The sequence below is a fragment of the Rhizobium sp. S163 genome (genome assembly GCF_030380805.1).
Taxonomy (GTDB): domain Bacteria; phylum Pseudomonadota; class Alphaproteobacteria; order Rhizobiales; family Rhizobiaceae; genus Rhizobium.
Genome location: NZ_JAUDSA010000019.1, coordinates 115266 through 129979, shown reverse-complemented (window position 1 = coordinate 129979; position 14714 = coordinate 115266). Strand labels below are relative to the sequence as shown.

The following is a 14714-nucleotide window of genomic DNA, read 5'->3' as shown; positions in this document are numbered from 1 at the left end:
GCAGTATGCGTATCGCTAAGTCGGCGCTCATCCAGCCCGGCGGGAATGTGGCCTATGCCGTTTCCGCCGTGGCGATTTCGCTTTTTTCGTTCGCCTACTCGCTTCGGTTCGGGCAGGTGTCGATCCTGCTTTACTATGCGCTCTGGCTGCCGTTGATCGCGGTCGATTACCGCAAGGTGCTCGGCAACTACAATCGCTACATCTGGATCTACGCTTTCGCGGCGATCGCCTTCCTGTCGGTCTTCTGGTCGGCGGCACCCAGCGTTTCGATGCGCGCCGCCATTCAATATTTCACGCAGGTGCTCTGCACGCTGATCGCGGTCAGGGTGCTGGATGCCAAGACGCTGACGCTCGGCATGGTCGCCGGCATCGGCATCGTCCTCGTCTATTCGGTGCTCTTCGGGCATTCCGAGCTCGACGTGATCGACAACACCTACAGCTTCGTCGGCGCCTTCGCGTCGAAGAACCAGCTCGGGTTCTATGCCTCGCTCGGCCTGATCGCCTGTTTCGCGACGGTATTCATCTTCGGCGAACGCCGTCCATCATGGCTGGGTGCCACAGGCGTCGTCGGGCTGCTGTCGGCCTATTGCCTGATGATGTGCCAATCGGCGACCTCGGTTCTGACCGCGGTCGTGGTTCTGGCGCTGATGGTCGGTCTGCGTGTGGTGCTGACGCTGACGCCCGACCAGCGCAAGCTGCTCGTCATTGGCGGCGGGGTCGCGGTGATCGTGCTTGCGGTCGCCGGTGTCTATCTCGGCGCGGTCGATGCCGTGCTCGGGATCTTCGGCAAGGATTCGACGCTGACGGGACGCACCTATCTGTGGCAGCAGGGGATCAAGGCTGCGGCCGACAATCCCTATTTCGGCGTCGGCTATCAGGCCTATTGGGTTCAGGGCTTCTCGGAGCCGGAGCGTCTCTGGGAAGAGTTCTTCATCGGCTCGCGCAGCGGCTTCCACTTCCACAACACCTATATCGAAACGACGGTGGAGCTCGGCCTCGTGGGCCTTTTGATCCTGGTTTTCACTTTCCTGAAGATCCTGTGGGGGCATCTCCGTCGCCTGATCGAAGACATCAGGAACGATGAATCCTATCTGCTGTTTGCCATCTGCGTGCTTCTGTTGATCCGCTCCTTCGTCGAGATCGACATTCTGACGCCCTACAATGTCGGGACGTTTCTGTTCTATTTCTGCGCCGGAAAGCTGATGAGCGTGCGCCGCCAGCCTGATGTCGCGGCATGGGCGCGGCAGGCACGGCAGCCCGAACCTTTGATGCATTAGCACTTAACAGCATTGTCGGCCGGCATTGACCGGTCATTTGAGGAAACCGGATGAAGACCCTTTACGGCATCCAATATCTGCGCGCCTTCGCGGCGCTTGCTGTCGTCGTTTTTCACGCGGCCGAGAAGTCCGGCGAGCACTTCGCCATCGGGGCTGCCGGTGTCGATGTGTTCTTCGTCATCAGCGGCTTCATCATGTGGGTGATCAGCGAGCGCCGGCCGATGACGCCGCAGGGCTTTCTCCTGGACCGCCTGCGCCGCATCGCGCCATCCTATTGGCTGGTGACAGCAATCATGATCGCCGGCGCCGTGGCCGGGTTGTTTCCGAACCTGCAATTGACGACATCGCATATCCTTGCGTCGCTGTTCTTCATTCCCGCGCATTCGCCGAGCACCGGCGACATCTGGCCGGTGCTGGTGCAGGGGTGGACGCTCAATTTCGAGATCTTCTTCTACGTCCTCTTCGCCGGCGCGCTGTTCCTGCCGCGCAAATGGCGTCTCGCCTTTCTGCTCGCGCTGTTCGGTGGCTTCTTCCTGGCCGGGCAGATCCTGCAGCCGACGACACCGGCGCTCTACACCTACACGCGGCCGATCATCCTCGAGTTTGTCGGCGGCGTATTGATTGCCGAGCTGTGGCTGCGCTGGTGGATTGCCGGCACCAGCCTGGGGCTTGCCTGCGTGGGCGCCGCCCTTTCCGGTTTCGCCGCCATCCATCTGATGGGCGCCGAGTTCAATGCCGGGATATGCGGTCCGCTGGCGATGGTTCTGGTCTACGGGATGGTGTCGCTGGAGGCGGCCGGAAGCCTCGGACGCATGCCGCTGCTGACCTATCTCGGCGACGCTTCCTACTCGATCTATCTCTGGCACACGCTGGCGATCTCGGTGGTCGCCAAGGCGGGGCAGATGATCGGCCTCTCAGCCACCGTTATGGCTCCGGTGTGCGTTCTCGCCGGCGTGGTTCTTGGAACCGCGGCCTACGAACTCATCGAAAAGCCGCTGAGGAAGCTGCTTTCCAGCTCGCGCTCGAAACAGGCGACACTCGCCCGCCGAGCCTCATGACCAGAGCCTTTCCTGGTTAGATTGCAGCATTCTGTTGGCTCAAACGGAGTCGGATGGTCGTCCGGCCGGCGCGCGTCGTAGCCAACGCATACGGCCAAGCCGGCCGGACGATCAGACGGCCCGTTTCAGCCAACCCGAAGGGCCGGGCATCTTTCCGCCAGGATCAAAGGCGATCGGCTCGACCGTACCTGGGGTATGCCCTTCGCCAATCGCCTTTGCCCTGACGAAAACCTGCTCCGGCAGAATGCTCCAATCTAACCAGGACAGGCTCTAGGCTTCGGCCGGCGGGGCGCCTGCATCCGGTGCGGCGGTTTCTACCGGCCGGGCCTTTCTCCTGAACGAGCGTAGCGCGACATAGAAGACGGGCGTCAGGAACAGGCCGAAGATCGTGACCCCGAGCATGCCTGAGAAGACGGCCGTGCCGAGCGACTGGCGCATTTCGGCGCCGGGGCCGGTGGCGATCGCAAGCGGCAGCACGCCGAAGATGAAGGCGAACGCCGTCATCAGGATCGGGCGCAGGCGCAGATGGCTCGCCTCGACGGCTGCCTCCACCGGCGACTTGCCTTCGTCTTCCGCCTGTCGGGCGAACTCGACGATCAGGATCGCGTTCTTCGCCGCAAGCCCGATCAGGACGATCAGGCCGATCTGCGTCAGCACGTTGTTGTCCATGCCACGGAACCAGACGCCGATCAGTGCCGCCAGCACAGCCAGCGGAACGATCAGGATGATTGCCAGCGGCAGCACCCAGCTTTCATATTGGGCCGCGAGCGCCAGGAACACGAAGATGACCGAAAGGGCGAAGATGTAAACCGCCGTGTTGCCGGTGTGGGTTTCCTGGTAGGCGAGTTCGGTCCATTCGAAGGTCGTACCGGGCGGCAGGATCTTGGTCGCCAGCGCCTCCATCTTCTTCAGCGCGTCGCCGGTCGACGTGCCTGGCGTCGGGTTGCCCTGCAGCGGAACGGAGACATACATGTTGTAGCGCTGGACGAGGGCGGGGCCGCTGGAATCCTGGATATCCATCAGCGTGCCGAGCGGCACCAGCGCGCCGGTCGCCGAGCGCACCTTGAGGCCGAGAATATCCTCGCGGTCCATGCGGTATTGCCGGTCGGCCTGAGCGCGGACCTGGTAGACGCGGCCGAAGGCGTTGAAGTCGTTGACATAGGCGACGCCGAGATTGATCGACAGCGCGTTGAAGATGTTGGGGATCGGCACGTTGAGGAAACGGGCCTTGTCGCGATCGATAGCGAGATAATATTGCGGGCTGGCATCCGAGAACGTCGTGAAGACGCCGGTCAGGCCTTCGGTCGTCGCGGCAGCACCCATCATCTGCCGGGCAAGGCCGAGAACGCGGGTCATGTCGGCGTTTTCAAGATCGAGGATCTGCATCTTGAAGCCACCGGAATTGCCGACGCCGCGCACCGAAGGCGGCGGGACGGCGATGATGAAGGCCTCCTGGATGCTCTGCAGCTTGCCGAAAAGTTCGCCGATGATCTTGTTTGCCGTTTCGCCGCCTTCCTCGCGCTCGGCAAAGGACTTGAACGGCACGAAGACGACGCCGGAATTGGAGGCGTTGGTGAAGGTCGCGCCGCTGAAGCCCGCGAACTGCACGGCGTTGCCGACGCCGGGGACCGTGCGGGCGATATCGCCGACTTGCTTGACCACCGCATCGGTACGCGCCAGCGACGCGCCATCCGGCAGCTGGACGACGACGATCGCGTATCCCTGGTCCATGGTCGGGATGAAGCCTGACGGGACCTTGGTGATCATGAAGTAGGTGGCGCCAAGCAGACCGGCGAAGACGAGCAGCGAGCAGGTGATGCCGATCCAGCTTCTGACGAGATGCCTGACGATCCACGAATAGCCGTGGCTCAGGCGATCGAAGCCGTTGTTGAAGCCATTGGCGAGACCGCGCCCGAAACGCAGGGCGATGTTGTTGCGCGTGTGCTGGTGATCGTGGCTTCGGAGCAGAATGCCGGCGAGTGCCGGCGACAGCGTCAGCGAGTTCAGCGCCGAGATCGCGGTGGTGACCGAGATCGTCACGGCGAACTGCTTGTAGAACTGGCCGGAAATCCCTGGAATGAAGGCGGTCGGAACGAAGACGGCGATCAGCACCAGCGAGATGGCGATGACCGCGGTGCCGACTTCGTCCATCGTCACATGCGCGGCCTCCTTCGGCGTCATGCCTTTGGCGAGATTGCGCTCGACATTTTCCACCACGACGATGGCGTCGTCGACGACGATGCCGATCGCGAGCACGAGGCCGAACAGCGTCAGCATGTTCAGTGAGAAGCCGAAGGCGAGGAGCACGGCGAAGGTGCCGATCAGCGAGACCGGGATGGCGATGATCGGGATTATCGCGGTTCGCCAGGATTGCAGGAAGACGAGGACGACGATCGCCACCAGGATCGCGGCTTCGGCGATGGTGCGATAGACCTCGGTGATCGATTCCGAGATGAACTCGGTGGTGTCGTAGACGATGCGGTATTCCAGGCCCTGCGGGAAGGTCTGGGAGATGTCCTTCATCAGCGACTGGATCTGGTGCGCGGTATCGAGCGCGTTGGTTCCCGGGCGGGCGAAGATGCCGAGCGCCACGGCGGGGTCGTTGTTGAGATAGCTGTTCGTCACATAGTCCTGCGCACCGAGTTCGATGCGGGCGACGTCCTGCAGCTGCACAAGCCGGCCGGCGCCCGTCGATTTGACGATGACGTAGCGGAATTCGCGCACGTCGGAAAAGCGGCCGTCGGTTCTGACCGTATATTCGAAGGCGTTCTTGCCGGTGACGGGCGGCGCGCCGATCTTGCCGCCGGAGACCTGGACGTTCTGGTCGCGAAGGGCCGAGACCACGTCATCCGATGTCATGCCGTAAGCGGAGAGCTTCTGCGGATCGAGCCAGATGCGCATCGAATACTGGCGCTCGCCGAACACCTGCACGTCGCCGACGCCATCGAGGCGCACCAGGGTGTCGCGGATGCGGTTTCGGGCATAGTTGGAGACGTAGAGCTGGTCGTAGCGATGCGAGGGCGAGAGCAGGTGCACGACCATCATCAGGTCGGGCGAGCTCTTGTCGGTGGTGACGCCGAGGCGCTGCACCTCTTCGGGAAGGCGGGGAAGGGCGATCGAGACGCGGTTCTGGACAAGCACCTGCACCTTGTCGAGATCGGTGCCGAGCTTGAAAGTGATGGTCAGCGACATGGCGCCATCGGCGCTGGAATAGGAGGACATGTAGAGCATGTCCTCGACGCCGTTGATCTGCTGCTCGAGCGGCGTGGAGACCGTATCGGCGATGGTCTGCGGGTCGGCGCCCGGATAGGAGGTGCGCACGACGATGGTCGGCGGCGCGATCTCGGGATATTGCGACACCGGCAGCTGCGTATAGGCGATGCTGCCGACGACGAGGAGCACGATCGAGATGACCGCCGCGAAGATCGGGCGGTCGACGAAGAAATGAGCGAACCTCATTGTGGCGTCTCCGTCGCGGCGTTTTCCGGCGGTGTGTCGCGCCGTTCCTGCGGCAGTTCGGTCATCTGCGGCGTGATGGTCGCGCCGGGGCGGGCGCGCATCAGGCCGTTGACGATGATCGTCTCGGTGCCATCGAGGCCTTCGCGGATGACGCGGTAGCCGTAGAGACGCGGGCCGGGGCGCACCGGCTTGGTCGACACCTTGCCGTCGGTGCCGACGACGAAGACGACGCGTTCGTTCTGGTCGGAGCCGATCGCTTCGTCGGGCACCAGGATCGCCTTGTACTTGTTGGACGCCTCGACCTGTACACGGCCGAAGAGGCCGGGCTGTAGGATCAGGTCGGGATTGGCGAGGCGGGCGCGGATGCGGATGGTGCCGCTCTCGTTGTCGATGCGGTTTTCGGCGAAGTCGAGCTTGCCGGTGAAGGGCTTGGCGTTCGGATCGGAAATCGTCACGGTGACAGGTACGCCGCCGCCGCCGAGTTGCAGATCCTTGCCGAGCTTGCGCGCCGTGTCGGCGAAGTTCAACAGGCGCCGCTCATCGACGTCGAAGTAGAAATCGATCGGGTCCAGCGAGACGATGGTCGTCAGGATCGTCTGGTCGGCCTGCACCAGATTGCCTGTCGAGATCAGGCGGCGGTCGATGCGGCCGCTGAGCGGTGCTGATATCGTGGTGTATTCCATGTCGAGCGCGGCACGGTCGGCGGTCGCCTGCGCGCCGCGAACATTGGCCTGCGCGGAGAGCCACTCGCGGCGGCGATCGTCGAGCGTCGAGACCGACTGGCTGCCGCTGGTGGCAAGGCTCTGCGCGCGGTTGAACTGCGCTTCGGCATAGGTCTGGGTGGATTTGGCGACTTCGAGCGCGGCGTTGGCTTCGTTGAGCGCGGTGACGAAGGGGCGCTGGTCGATGACGAAGAGCTTGTCGCCCTTCTTCACCAGCGCGCCGTCGGTGAAATCGACCTCATTCAGATAACCGCCGACGCGTGCGCGCACCGAGACCTCGTCGACTGCCTCGAAGCGGCCGATGAACTCGTCGTTATCAATGACATCGCGAACCACGGGCTTGGCCACGGTGACCGGCGGCGGGGGCGGAGAAGCGGCCTGCTGGGCGGATGAAGCGAGGGGTAAGAACGCGACGCTGCTGAAGGCCAAGACGTATCGAAGCGAGAAAGGCATGGCGGCTCCCCATTCGGGCGGCCAAACACGCCGCCATGACTATGCTGAAAGAATGCGTTTCATGTCAGGCGGTACTCGAGCGGCTGTGTGTCGCTCGCCTATTTCTAATGCTGTCTTACGTTCGTGGCGCTGATAGCGCTCACGACTTGCATGCCGTTGAGATCGATTGGCCGGGAAGGTCCCCACCCGGTAAGCCTATGGATTTCCATATAAACGGGTGTCTTGACGAAAAGCAAATCCCGGTGGGTTGAAATTGTCGAGGTCAATGAAATCAGGGAGAGTATCGCAGAACCGTCAACGCTCACGGGTTTCGGCGGCATGTTCCTTAGCCGGGTGCGATAAATTCATCGCAGAAGGCGAATAATCAACCGAAGGTGACTTGTATGTTGCACCTGCTCAATATATCTAGACACATTATAAGTGTGCTTACTATTCGCGCAGTCTTCAATGAACAGCAATCCGCCTCTCGGCTTCCTCCTCCATGATGTCGCACGTCTGCTTCGAAAGCGTTTCGAGCAGCGGGCGAAGGGTCTTGGGCTGACGTCGTCGCAGTGGCAGGCGCTGGCGTATCTCTCCAACAATGAGGGGATACACCAGGGCGGGCTGGCGGAGATGCTGGAGATCGAGCCGATCACACTTGTACGCATTCTCGACAAGCTCGCCGAACGCGGGCTGATCGAGCGCCGCCAGCACCCGACGGACCGCCGGATCTGGCTGCTTTACATGCGCGAGGAGGCACATCCGCTTCTGGCGGAAATGCGCGGACTTGGCGATGTGACGCGAGGCGAAGCCCTGGAGGATGTTTCCGCCGAAGAACGGGAGCAGCTTTTCCAAATCCTGTCGCAGATGAAGACCAACCTAGTGCAGGCCTGCCGGACCCCCCTGGCATTGGCCGAAAACGAGACCAACCATGGCTGATAAAACTCCCCTGCGCGTCGTGTCCGACGCCGATGCCAATACTGCTGCCGGCAAGACTGCTGCCGAAACGAACGAGGTTTCTCCCCGCGAGGAAACCGTCGCCGAGGCGCCATCGTCCACTCCGGCGCCTGTCACCACTGTGGCGCCACCCGTGACCACGCCGCTGCGCCGCAAGCGCAGCATGACCCGGCCGGTGCTGTTTGCGCTGCTGCCGGTCGCGCTCGTGGTCGGCGGCTACTACTACGTCAATGGCGGCCAGGTGATGTCGACCGACAACGCCTACATCAAGTCCGACATGGTTGGGCTGACGACCGACGTTTCCGGCATCGTCGACACGATCAACGTGCATGAGAACGAAGCGGTCAAGCAGGGCCAGGTGCTGTTCAGCCTTCGCCAGGACGTGTTCAAGATCGCGCTCGATGGCGCCAAGGCGCAGCTCGGTGCGGTGCGCAACCAGATCCTCAACCTGGAAGCAAGCTACCAGCAGTCGCTGGCCGAGATCACCCAGGCCGAGGCCGACATTCCGTATTTCCAGACCGAATTCGACCGCCAGCAGAACCTGCTGAACAGCTCCGCGGCCACCCGCACGGCGTTCGACCAGGCAAAGCATAACCTGCAGGCCGGCCAGCAGAAGGTCGCCGTCGCCAAGGCGCAGGCGGCCGCCACGCTCGCCCAGCTCGGCGGCAATGCCGACCAGCCTGCCGAGCAGAACCCGCTCTATCTCGAGGCCCAGGCAAAGGTCGACGACGCGCAGCGCCAGCTCGATCACAGCGTCGTCCGGGCGCCATTCGATGGCATCGCCACCAATGTGAACGCGCTGCAGCCGGGCTCCTATCTCGAGGCATCGACGCAGGCCTTCTCGCTGGTCGCCACCAACAATCTATGGATCGACGCCAGCCCGAAGGAAACCGAGCTCACCTATGTGAAGCCCGGCCAGACGGCCACCATCTATGTGGACACCTATCCGGGTGTGACCTGGAAGGGCAAGGTCGAGAGCATCAGCCCGGCTTCCGGCTCCAGCTTCTCGCTGCTGCCGGCGCAGAACACGACGGGCAACTGGGTGAAGGTCGTGCAGCGTATCCCGATGCGCGTCAGCATCGAGGATGCAGCCGGCAAGCCGCCGCTTCGCGTCGGCATGAGCACGGTCGTCGATGTCGATACCGGCCACGCGCGCGGCCTGCCGGATTTCGTGTCCAAGCTTCTGGGCCGCTCGGGCGGAGATCATGAGTAACGCTGCCTCCGCGCCCTTCGTCCCGGTCGCCAATCGCGGCATGATCACGGCCTGCGTCATCCTCGCCGTCATCATGCAGGCGCTGGATACGACGATCGCCAACGTCGCACTGCCCTACATCCAGGGCAGCGTTTCGGCGAGCGCCGACCAGATCAACTGGGTTCTGACCTCCTACATCGTCGCGGCCGCCATCATGACGCCGCCGTCGGGCTTTCTTGCCGCCAAGTTCGGCCGCAAGAAGGTGCTGCTGACGGCGATCACCGGCTTTGTCGTGGCGTCGGTGCTCTGCGGTCTGGCGCAATCGCTGAACCAGATCGTCGGCTTTCGCCTGTTGCAGGGCCTGTTCGGCGCATCGCTGGTGCCGCTGTCGCAGGGAATTCTGCTCGATATCTACACGCCGGAAGAACGCGGGTCCGCCATGGCCTTGTTCGGCGTGTCGGTCATGGTCGGGCCGGTGCTTGGCCCTGTCATCGGCGGCTGGTTGACCGACAACATCAGCTGGCGCTGGGTGTTCTACATCAACGTGCCGATCGGGGCGCTCGCCTTTGCCGGCATCATGATCTACGTGACCGAAACGAAGCTGGACGCGCTCGCCAAGCTCGACTGGTTCGGCTTCGGGATGATGAGCCTCGGCATCGCTTCACTGCAGCTCTTCCTCGATCGTGGCGAACAGCTTAACTGGTTCGCCTCGGGCGAGATCATGATCGAGGCGATCATCTGTGCCGCGGCCTTCTATCTGCTCGTCGTGCACACGCTGACGGCGGAGAAATCCTTCGTAAATCCGAAGCTGTTCCTCGACCGGAACTTCTCCGTCAGCATGATCTTCATCTTCGTGATCGGGATCACCTATCTCGCCTCGCTGGCGCTGATGACGCCCTATCTGCAGACGCTGATGGGATATCCCGTCATCACCGCTGGTATCGTCATGGGGCCGCGCGGCATGGGCACGATGCTGTGCATGTTCATCGTCGGGCGGCTGATCGGCAAGGTGGATACGCGCCTGCTTCTGGTGCTCGGCCTCGGGCTGACGGCGTGGGCGATGTATGACATGACCGGCTGGACGCCCGATGTGTCGCAGTGGACGATCGTCTCTGTCGGCTTCATCCAGGGCGCCGGGCTCGGCTTTCTGTTCGTGCCGCTGACGACGATCGCGTTTTCGACGCTGCCGGCGGAGATGCGCGGCGACGGCACCGGTCTCTACAACCTGTCGCGAAACATCGGCTCGAGCGTGGGGATCTCCATCGTCTCGGCGCTTTTGGTCGAAAACGCTCAGGTGAACCACGAGAACATCGCCGCCTATGTCACGCCGTTCAACCACGCTTTCGATGCCGCGGCAGCGCAGGGCATGAGCCCGCTTACCGCTGCCGGTCGCGCGGCGCTGAACGAGCTGATCACGCTGCAGTCGACCATCATCGCCTATATCGATGATTTCAAGCTGCTGATGATCATGTCGCTGGCGGTCATTCCGCTGGTGCTGTTGCTGCGCAAGCCCAAGGTGGCGCCTGTCATGGACCACAGCGCCGTGATGGAATGATCAGCGAAACGGTTTGCTGAGATAGCGAGACCCTGAAATGCCGAAGCGCCATGGTGCTTCGGCATTTTTCGTTATGCCGATGCGTTTTCCGCTGACGATCGGCGCTTGTGCCGTCGGCGTGAGCGAATAGGGGTCGCGGTCGAGCAGGCGATCATTGAGGGCGATGGTGATGTCGAGCGCCTGGCAGAGCTTGCCGGGGCCGCTGCAAAGCTGCGTGAGCGCGTCGGTGCCACGGCGTTCGATCATCGTGGCGATGCCGATTTCGGGCTCGATGGCGCGGATGAGCACGGCGGAGCCGGGGGTGCAGACGAAGTTCAGGCACCAATGCATGCCGTAGATGCGGTAGATATAGACGTTGCCCGGTCTGCCGAACATGGCGTCGTTGCGCTGTGTCGGGCCGCGAAAGCTGTGGGAGGCCTCGTCGTCGGGGAAATAGGCCTCGGTCTCGACGATGCGTCCGCCGATGCCGTCGACGGTGAGGCGGCAGGCGAGAAGATCGCGGGCGACCGAGATCGCATCGCGCTCGAAGAAGCGGGTGAGGGCTTCGCCTGCAATCGGTGCCGCGCCGAGCGCGCCTGTCCCGTCGTCCATATGATCTATCGGCCGGGCTTCGGATCATGCAGCGGGATCGACGAGCCGGTGACGGAGACCGGGTCGCTTGCCGGGAAGGTGTCTTCGAGGCCTTCGTCCAGCTCCTCTTCCAGCGTCGCCGCATCCTTGCTGCGGGGGCCATCGCCGGCCGAGCTGTCATGCGCCGCGAGAAGTAGTTGGCGGGCGTGGGAGACGGCGTTGTCGCGGGTCAGGCCCGGTGTCGCCGCATTATAGAGCGTCACGGAAATGCTGTTGCCGGTCTTGTCGCCGAACATGACGGTAAAGCCGCCCTCGCGTGCATTCACTGAAATGTCTGTGATGGTCATGGTTTCGCTCCCGATGATGGGTTTGCCGATGTCTTTCTCGTATGCCTATGTTTGCCTCGCGAAGACCTTCGTCAACCACTCGATGAAGACGCGGACGCGTGGCGAGAGCTGGCGGTTTCGCGGATAGAGCAACGAGACCGGCGTTTTGGTCAGCGGATAGTCCTGCAGGATGGGCTGGAGCTCGCCGCTGTCGATATAGCGCTGGGCGTGATAGCGCGGCACCTGGATGATGCCGAGGCCGAGGCGCGCCGCTGCGTGGAAGCTTTCGGCGGCGTTGACTGATAGCGTCGCGGGCAGGGTGATGTTGCGGATCTGGCCGCCGACGAGGAACTCGAGCGGCACCAGCGCGCCGGTGGCGCTGGAGTGAAAGCCGACCATGCGGTGTCCGTCGAGCCGGTCGGGATGCTCGGGCGTTCCATAGCGGGCGAGATAGGAAGGCGAGGCGAGCGTGACTTCCTCCAGCATCGCCACGCGGCGCGCGACCATGTCGCTATCTGCGGGGGTGCCGACCCTCAGCACGCAGTCGATGCCCTCGCGCACGAGATCGACGAGACGGTCGCCCTCGCTCATGTAGAGTTCGATGTCGGGATAGGCTTCGAGAAAGGATGGCAGGTTGGGCAGCACGAAGTGGCGCGCCAGCGTACCATGCACATCGACGCGCAGCATGCCTTTCGGCTTGGCGCCGGCGAAGGCACCTTCTGCGTCCTCGATATCCGAGAGGATCGACAGGCAGCGGCGGTAATAGGCCTCGCCGTCGAGCGTCGGGCTCACGTGGCGCGTCGTACGCTGCAGCAGCCGAACACCGAGACGGGCCTCCAATTGCTTGACCGCATCGGTCACCGTCGAGCGCGGCAGGCCGGTATCCTCGGCGGCGGCGGTGAAGCTGCGCCGCTCGACGATACGGCAAAAGACGCGCATGGCATCGAATCTGTCCATCTGTCTGTTCGCTATTTCCGGATAGTGATGGCGAATAATGGATGATTATCCGCCGCGAGAAAAGGGGCATCTTCTCTCCAACGGCGCGATATCGCGCTTCCAATCAAGGAGAACGACAATGACGGTATCGGAAAACAGGGTTGCGATCGTAACCGGCGCGTCGAGAGGCATTGGTGCGGCGATTGCCGATCGGCTTGCGCGCGACGGGTTTACCGTCGTGATCAACTATTCCGGCAACGCCGCGCCGGCCGAAGAGCTGGCTGCCGCGATCGAAAAGCGCGGCGGCAAGGCGCTGACGGCGAAGGCCGATGTCAGCGACGCGGAAGCCGTTCGGCGGATGTTCGACGCGGCCGAGGCAGCCTTCGGGGGCGTCGACGTGCTTGTTAATAACGCCGGGATCATGGCGCTTTCCTCGATCGCGGATGCCGACGACGCGCATTTCCAGCGCATCATGGACGTTAATCTGAAGGGCACGTTCAACACGCTGCGCGAGGCAGGAAAGCGGATGCGCGATGGCGGCCGGATCGTCAATTTCTCGACGTCGGTGGTCGGGCTGAAGCTCGAGACCTATGGCGTCTATGCCGCGACCAAGGCGGCCGTCGAGACGTTGACGGGGATCATGGCCAAGGAAATGCGCGGCCGTAACATCACAATCAACGCGATTGCGCCGGGGCCGACGGCCACCGATCTGTTCCTTAACGGCAAGTCCGAGGAGTTGGTGGCGCGGATGGCGAAGATGAACCCGCTGGAGCGGTTGGGCACGCCCGAGGATATTGCCGCGGCCGTCTCGTTTCTCGTCGGTCCCGACGGTTCCTGGATCAACGGTCAGGTGCTTCGCGCCAATGGCGGCATGATCTGATTTGTGTCTTGGGGAGGGCGGCCTTGGGGCCGCTCGCCTTCCGGCGGTGCCCTGTTGTGGATATCAGGCGTTGAAAAATGCCAGCATCTTTAAGGGGATAGGGTTGTGCTCCGCCTTGCAGCGGCGAGCCTGCAATATCCTCTTACATTTGCATCACGATTGTCTATATTAGCAATGTAGGGATGCGCGGGACTCCTCCAATCCTACGCATCAGACCTCAATAACTGCCGAGCCATTGTTCCCTGGTGACCCGGCAGAGAGTGAAAGAAGAAATGGCAAAACATATGGTTGCGGCCCGTTGAAGGTAAACGCCTCGCGGGCCGCAGTTCTGTCAGCGAGCATCCAGCTTGGCGTCGGTCAGAAGCTTGACCATCCAGTCGACAAAGACGCGCACCTTGTTGCTGAGGTGACGGTTCGGGGGATAGACGATGTAGAGCCCGAGCGGCTCGCGGTTCCACTCCGGCAGCACCTGAACCAACGCACCACTTTCCAGCTCATTGCGGATCATGAAGTGCGGTAACTGCGCGATGCCAAGCCCCGAGGTGGCTGCCGTCACGAAGGTTCTGCTGTCGTTGACCGAGACGAGATAGCGCGGATTGATCTCCAACTCCTCGTTGTCCTTGCGGAATTCGAAGGGAAGCGTCCGGTTGGTCTGCGCGCGGAAATAGTTGACCGAATAGTGATCGTTTTCAAGTTCTTCCGGTCTCGCCGGTGCTCCGTACTTTTCAAGGTAGAGCGGCGAGGCGCAGGTGATGAGCTCCACCTCGGATACGCGGCGTGCAATCAAGGATTGGTCGGCCGGGGTGCCTGCGCGCAGCGCGCAGTCGACGTTCTCGGCGAGGTAATCCACGGTGCGGTCGCCGACGCCGAGGTCGATGCGGATATCGGGATATTTCTGATAGAAATCGCAGAGCGCCGGCACGACGATCCAGTCGGCGAAGGCGCCGGCCATCTCGACGCGAAGACGCCCGTTCGGAAGCCCTTGCGAGTTTGTAAGGCTGCCATCGAGCTCGGCGATCTCGGAAACGATCTGGGCCGCGCGTTCGTAGTAGAGCGCGCCGTCGGTCGTCACCATGACGCGGCGGGTGGTGCGGTTGAGGAGCTTGGTGTGCAGATGCGCTTCAAGCCCCTGAATGAGGTTGGTCACCGTCGCCTTGGGCATCGAGAGCGTGTCGGCGGCCCGTGTGAAATTGCCTGTCTCCACGACGCGAATGAAAGCGCGCATTGCCGAGAGCTGGTCCATCGGAATTCACCTGAGTAGGTTGCAGTGCGGTATTGTTCGAAATCCGGAACAGTGTAATCGTATTGAGGCTTCTTATTCCGTGAGTGGAATAACAATATCTTTTTTTC

12 protein-coding genes are annotated in these 14714 nt (G+C 62.5%); 6 read left to right on the top strand and 6 right to left on the bottom strand.

Features of this window, described 5'->3' with window-relative positions:
- Window positions 1-5: 5 nt before the first annotated feature.
- Window positions 6-1277 (top strand): O-antigen ligase, encoded by a 1272-nt coding sequence (locus QTL96_RS22275; RefSeq protein ID WP_289729239.1) that lies wholly within the window; start codon window positions 6-8, stop codon window positions 1275-1277.
- Between the two features lie 50 nt (window positions 1278-1327).
- The gene (locus QTL96_RS22270) at window positions 1328-2335 is read left to right on the top strand and encodes an acyltransferase (protein ID WP_289729238.1); all 1008 of its coding nucleotides are present in this window, start codon (window positions 1328-1330) and stop codon (window positions 2333-2335) included.
- A 270-nt stretch (window positions 2336-2605) separates the two neighbouring features.
- Here QTL96_RS22270 and QTL96_RS22265 read toward each other — a convergent pair whose 3' ends face one another.
- Together QTL96_RS22265 and QTL96_RS22260 are read right to left on the bottom strand one after the other, a co-directional pair.
- Window positions 2606-5794 carry a multidrug efflux RND transporter permease subunit gene (locus QTL96_RS22265; RefSeq protein ID WP_289729237.1) on the bottom strand — a complete coding sequence of 1063 codons (3189 nt, stop codon included), beginning with the start codon at window positions 5792-5794 and terminating at the stop codon, window positions 2606-2608.
- Window positions 5791-6969, bottom strand: coding sequence for an efflux RND transporter periplasmic adaptor subunit (locus tag QTL96_RS22260; protein WP_289729236.1), 1179 nt, complete (start codon window positions 6967-6969; stop codon window positions 5791-5793). Before QTL96_RS22260 ends, QTL96_RS22265 begins: the two co-directional genes overlap by 4 nt.
- Before the next feature lie 447 nt (window positions 6970-7416).
- Here QTL96_RS22260 and QTL96_RS22255 point away from each other — a divergent pair, with 447 nt between their 5' ends.
- Genes QTL96_RS22255 through QTL96_RS22245 form a run of 3 tightly spaced genes read left to right on the top strand, consistent with a single transcriptional unit; the run spans window position 7417 to window position 10652 of the window.
- Complete coding sequence (locus QTL96_RS22255; RefSeq protein WP_113008363.1) at window positions 7417-7887, top strand: MarR family transcriptional regulator; 471 nt, start codon at window positions 7417-7419, stop codon at window positions 7885-7887.
- Entirely contained in the window at window positions 7880-9118 is a 1239-nt protein-coding gene (locus tag QTL96_RS22250; RefSeq protein WP_289729235.1) for an HlyD family efflux transporter periplasmic adaptor subunit, read from the top strand. The genes QTL96_RS22255 and QTL96_RS22250 overlap by 8 nt, the downstream gene beginning before the upstream one ends.
- A complete protein-coding gene (locus tag QTL96_RS22245) occupies window positions 9111-10652 on the top strand; it encodes a DHA2 family efflux MFS transporter permease subunit (protein ID WP_112945322.1) in 1542 nt (513 codons plus the stop codon). The genes QTL96_RS22250 and QTL96_RS22245 overlap by 8 nt, the downstream gene beginning before the upstream one ends.
- Here the strand turns inward: QTL96_RS22245 and QTL96_RS22240 are convergent, their stop codons facing one another.
- The 3 genes from QTL96_RS22240 to QTL96_RS22230 are packed head-to-tail and all read right to left on the bottom strand — an operon-like array spanning window position 10653 to window position 12505.
- Complete coding sequence (locus QTL96_RS22240) at window positions 10653-11243, bottom strand: DNA-3-methyladenine glycosylase (RefSeq protein WP_289729234.1); 591 nt, start codon at window positions 11241-11243, stop codon at window positions 10653-10655.
- A 5-nt stretch (window positions 11244-11248) separates the two neighbouring features.
- Window positions 11249-11569 (bottom strand): hypothetical protein, encoded by a 321-nt coding sequence (locus QTL96_RS22235; protein ID WP_289729233.1) that lies wholly within the window; start codon window positions 11567-11569, stop codon window positions 11249-11251.
- A 45-nt stretch (window positions 11570-11614) separates the two neighbouring features.
- Complete coding sequence (locus QTL96_RS22230; RefSeq protein WP_289729232.1) at window positions 11615-12505, bottom strand: LysR family transcriptional regulator; 891 nt, start codon at window positions 12503-12505, stop codon at window positions 11615-11617.
- Between the two features lie 118 nt (window positions 12506-12623).
- On the opposite strand from QTL96_RS22230, the gene QTL96_RS22225 reads away from it, so the two are divergent.
- Window positions 12624-13364, top strand: a complete 741-nt coding sequence (locus tag QTL96_RS22225) for an SDR family oxidoreductase (RefSeq protein WP_289729231.1) — start codon at window positions 12624-12626, stop codon at window positions 13362-13364.
- A 331-nt stretch (window positions 13365-13695) separates the two neighbouring features.
- Here QTL96_RS22225 and QTL96_RS22220 read toward each other — a convergent pair whose 3' ends face one another.
- Window positions 13696-14607: a LysR family transcriptional regulator gene (locus QTL96_RS22220; protein ID WP_018897043.1), complete on the bottom strand. Its 912-nt coding sequence runs from the start codon at window positions 14605-14607 to the stop codon at window positions 13696-13698.
- Between the last annotated feature and the right edge of the window lie 107 nt (window positions 14608-14714).

Excerpts from the sequence above, each read along its gene's own strand:
- QTL96_RS22275 (WP_289729239.1), top strand. The coding sequence starts at position 6 with ATGCGTATCGCTAAGTCGGCGCTCATCCAGCCCGGCGGGAATGTGGCC.
- QTL96_RS22270 (WP_289729238.1), top strand. The coding sequence starts at position 1,328 with ATGAAGACCCTTTACGGCATCCAATATCTGCGCGCCTTCGCGGCGCTT.
- QTL96_RS22265 (WP_289729237.1), bottom strand. The coding sequence starts at position 5,794 with ATGAGGTTCGCTCATTTCTTCGTCGACCGCCCGATCTTCGCGGCGGTC.
- QTL96_RS22260 (WP_289729236.1), bottom strand. The coding sequence starts at position 6,969 with ATGCCTTTCTCGCTTCGATACGTCTTGGCCTTCAGCAGCGTCGCGTTC.
- QTL96_RS22255 (WP_113008363.1), top strand. The coding sequence starts at position 7,417 with ATGAACAGCAATCCGCCTCTCGGCTTCCTCCTCCATGATGTCGCACGT.
- QTL96_RS22250 (WP_289729235.1), top strand. The coding sequence starts at position 7,880 with ATGGCTGATAAAACTCCCCTGCGCGTCGTGTCCGACGCCGATGCCAAT.
- QTL96_RS22245 (WP_112945322.1), top strand. The coding sequence starts at position 9,111 with ATGAGTAACGCTGCCTCCGCGCCCTTCGTCCCGGTCGCCAATCGCGGC.
- QTL96_RS22240 (WP_289729234.1), bottom strand. The coding sequence starts at position 11,243 with ATGGACGACGGGACAGGCGCGCTCGGCGCGGCACCGATTGCAGGCGAA.
- QTL96_RS22235 (WP_289729233.1), bottom strand. The coding sequence starts at position 11,569 with ATGACCATCACAGACATTTCAGTGAATGCACGCGAGGGCGGCTTTACC.
- QTL96_RS22230 (WP_289729232.1), bottom strand. The coding sequence starts at position 12,505 with ATGGACAGATTCGATGCCATGCGCGTCTTTTGCCGTATCGTCGAGCGG.
- QTL96_RS22225 (WP_289729231.1), top strand. The coding sequence starts at position 12,624 with ATGACGGTATCGGAAAACAGGGTTGCGATCGTAACCGGCGCGTCGAGA.
- QTL96_RS22220 (WP_018897043.1), bottom strand. The coding sequence starts at position 14,607 with ATGGACCAGCTCTCGGCAATGCGCGCTTTCATTCGCGTCGTGGAGACA.